The organism is uncultured Campylobacter sp. (assembly GCF_937996225.1).
Taxonomy (GTDB): Bacteria; Campylobacterota; Campylobacteria; order Campylobacterales; family Campylobacteraceae; genus Campylobacter_B.
The window spans coordinates 1-3,714 of the sequence record NZ_CALKTC010000043.1; the positions used below are offsets into that span (position 1 = coordinate 1).

Here is a 3,714-nt window from a genome sequence, read left to right on the forward strand (position 1 = left end):
GACATATTTAAAAATGCTTCCCCTTTAAGACTATAAATATTCATAATAGGATAATCACCTTTTTTTACTTCCTGTCCTCTACTTCCAGAAAAACCAACAAAAGATATATCTGCTATTTCAAAAGCACCTATTTCCTGATTTTTATATAGAACTTTAATATTTCTATTTTTTACTTCCAAAGAAAATTGTCTATTTTTAATCATATTATAAATAAAACTAGAAACAATAATTACAATAACAATACTTACCAATGTCATTAATATATTTTGACCTGTTGTTATACTAGCAAAAACAAGTGCAAAAGCTGATAGTAAAACAAATATATATAATTATAAAATAAGTTTGTTTAAAACCATCAACTCTAAATTCATTAGGTACTTCAACTTTTTCTCTTTCTTTAATTCTTTTTAATTTAAATTTAAAGAATTTTTCACTAATATACTGTTCTTTTTAATAACGCCTATGAGAAATAGTATTATAAAAGGATCAAAATGAGCTTATTTAGGTTTTCCATTGCAGCGGCGGGAGCGCTTTGTTTATGCGCGGCCACTTTAGCTGCACAGGATGATAGCGAAGGCAACTCCCAAAATTTAGGGCAGATCAATGTTACGGGAAACGTAGAAAGCGACCCGCTTACCAAAAAAGTCGGCGAAACGAAAAAGAGCGCCAAGCAACTCGCCAAAGAGCAAGTTAGCGACAGTAGAGATATGGTTCGTCACGAAACCGGCGTTTCAGTTGTTGAAAGTGGAAGATTCGGTGCTAGTGGCTACTCGATCCGTGGAGTAGATGAAAATCGTGTAGATATAAGTATTGATGGACTTCGCCAAGCAGAAACGTTAAGCTCGCAAGGTTTTAAAGATCTATTTGAAGGATATGGAAACTTTAATAACACTAGAAACGGCGTTGAGGTTGAAAACGTAAGACAGGTAGATATCACTAAAGGTGCAGATTCGGTAAAAAGAGGCTCGGGCGCGCTAGGTGGCTCAGTAGCGTTTGAGACAAAGGATGCGAGAGATTATCTAACGGAGAAGGATTGGTATTACGGATTTAAACGCGGGTATCAAAGTGCGGATAGACAAAACTGGCAAAGCCACGCAGCTGCAGTTAGGTTTAAGTGGTTTGATCTTTTGGCTATTCACACCGATAGAGAAGGACATGAACTAAAAAACTGGGGATATAAAAAATATGATCCTACTGTTATAAGAAAAGTTAGAGAAAAGCCTGATCCTTATAGAATTTACAAAAAAAGCACATTGGTAAAATTTGGCTTTCAGCCTACCGATACCGATAGATTTAGCTTAGGATACGATAAGTCTAATATAAAATCAGAGGGAATAGACTGGTCGAATCAATTTGCTCTTTATAATACACAAACTCCTTGGGGTGCTCTAACTAATGACATACGACATACCAACGATAGAAGCGAAAGAAAAAACTATTCGTTCACTTACGAAAATTTCGACGAAACGCCTTTATGGGATAGCTTGAAATTTAGCTACAACAAGCAGCATATCAAACTAAAATCGAGAACGGACGAATATTGCGAGGGCGATAACTGCGCGGGTATTTCAAATCCCGCGGGGCTTCATTTAGAAAACGGAAAGTTAGTGGATAAATACGGAGGCGAGCTGAAGCAAGGGCTAAAATGGGGCTTTATGCCGATAGTAACGGATAGCCGCGGAGAGGAGCTGGATACCGATATTTACGACGGGCAAGAAAACACTATGAGAGGCAGCGTCTCGGATGTTTTAGTCAATTGCGATAACTACGACTGCTCCAAAGGTATCGATCTATTCGATATGAATACGTGGAGTTATCAACACTACGATCTTACCCCTACGCCTACGCCTAACGGCAAAGGAAATTATGCGGTAATAAACCCGAAAGACAGCAACGGCGATTACCTTTTGCTGCCTACTCAACACGGATTTGTGGATAATAACTGGAAAGATAGGGATCTAATCACCGATACGAAGCAATTCAATCTAGATCTTACCAAGGATTTTAATATAAAAAGCACCGAGCATACCCTAAGCTACGGGGGTCTTTATAGCAAAAGCGATAAGCGAATGGTAAATAGACAAGGATACGGTCCCATTAATAAACAATGGTGGGCGAATACCTTTTTCGGCATATCAAATACCAATCCGTCTTTTCCTATACTAGGCACTTGGTATGCCGATAAGTGTAAATTATACAACGGAAACGACTACGTATCGCTTTGCGGTCACGAAGACGATCCTTTTAGCTTTCTTATTCCGGTCGAGACTAAAACGGGAGCGCTTTATCTGGGGGATGATTTTCAAATAAACGATATTTTAGGCTTCGATCTTAATTATAGATACGATAGGATTAAACATAATCCCTCATATACTCCGGGCGTTACGCCTAAAATTCCGACCGATCTGTTTATCGGGATGTTCGTTCCATACACGCCGCTTCCCGGCACTCCATCTCAAAAAGAGATAAAAGCTCATAGAGATGCTAACGCCGAAGCCAACGCCGTGTATTTGGCTTCGCAAAAGAGAAAGTATTCGGCAAACTCATATTCTTTATCTACGAATATCGATCCGCTCGATTTTTTTAGAATTCAGCTTAAATACGCAAACGGATTTAGAGCTCCTACCTCGGATGAAATTTACTTCACGTTTCAGCACCCCGATTTTTCGATATATCCGAATTTGGATTTGAAAAAAGAGACCGCAAAAACCAAAGAGATAGCATTTACTCTTCATAATTCGCCTAGCTTCGTCACTTTAAATTTATTCCAGACGGATTATAGGAATTTTATAGATTTACAGTATAAGGGGGAATTCCAGCTTCCTTACGGAAACGGCGGAAGCAGGCTGCCTACCTCCGTGTATCAAAACGTAAATCGTCCGAAAGCGAGGGTTAGAGGAATAGAGATCGAATCGAAGCTATTTTTGGATCAAATTTGGCAGCCTCTACAGGGCTTTCATATAGGATATAAGCTAAGTATTCAAAAAGGCAGAATGGATATAGGTCACGGCAAAACCGATACGCCGATGAATGCGATCCAGCCGCGAACGGCGGTTTATAGCGTAGGCTATCAAAGCCCGGGCGATAAATACGGCGCGGATCTGTTCGTAACCGCGGTAGCCGCGAAAAAGGCGAGAGATACCTACAATATGTATTGGTACGAGCAGTATCTAGGCGGCAAAATCGTAAACGGCAAACCCGTAAGAAATAGCGAGGTGGAATGGAGGAGCGGCGGATATACGACGATCGATTTCGTAACCTACGCCAAGCCGATCAAATATCTGACGCTTCGAGCGGGCGTTTATAATATAACCGATCGCAAATATATCACTTGGGAAAGTGCCAGATCAATAAGGCCTTTTGGAACTAGCAATCTGATAGATCAAGAAACAGGACTTGGCATCAACCGCTTTTACTCGCCGGGTAGGAACTATAAACTCACATGGGAGTTTCAGTTTTAAAAATTTAACCAGGTGTTTGATGTCTTATTAAAACGAAAGCTTTTGGAATCAAAATTTATAGATTTATTAGTAAATTTAAAAAGGATGGCTATAGTAAATCATTTGGTATCATTTAGATTTCCGAATTTTATGTGGCGTGTAAATTTCAAATTTTACGTAGCACGGCAGTCCAAAGGCTCCTGTCTGTGATGACATCAGCTTCGTAATTTTGCAATGACGCCCACGGTCTCTTTCAAAATAAAGATAGAGAATT

The 3,714-nt window shown here is 39.5% G+C and carries 2 protein-coding genes; one reads left to right on the forward strand and one right to left on the reverse strand.

What is annotated here, in order from left to right; all coding sequences use genetic code 11:
• Positions 1-257 (reverse strand): hypothetical protein (locus Q0174_RS05350; protein ID WP_298042111.1); only part of this gene is annotated, 257 nt, incomplete at its 3' end.
• A 234-nt stretch (positions 258-491) separates the two neighbouring features.
• On the opposite strand from Q0174_RS05350, the gene Q0174_RS05355 reads away from it, so the two are divergent.
• Positions 492-3,461, forward strand: a complete 2,970-nt coding sequence (locus Q0174_RS05355) for a TonB-dependent receptor (protein WP_298042113.1) — start codon at positions 492-494, stop codon at positions 3,459-3,461.
• Positions 3,462-3,714 lie beyond the last annotated feature (253 nt).

Bases quoted from the DNA above. Each gene is read 5' to 3' on its own strand.
- Q0174_RS05355 (WP_298042113.1), top strand. From the start codon at position 492: ATGAGCTTATTTAGGTTTTCCATTGCAGCGGCGGGAGCGCTTTGTTTA.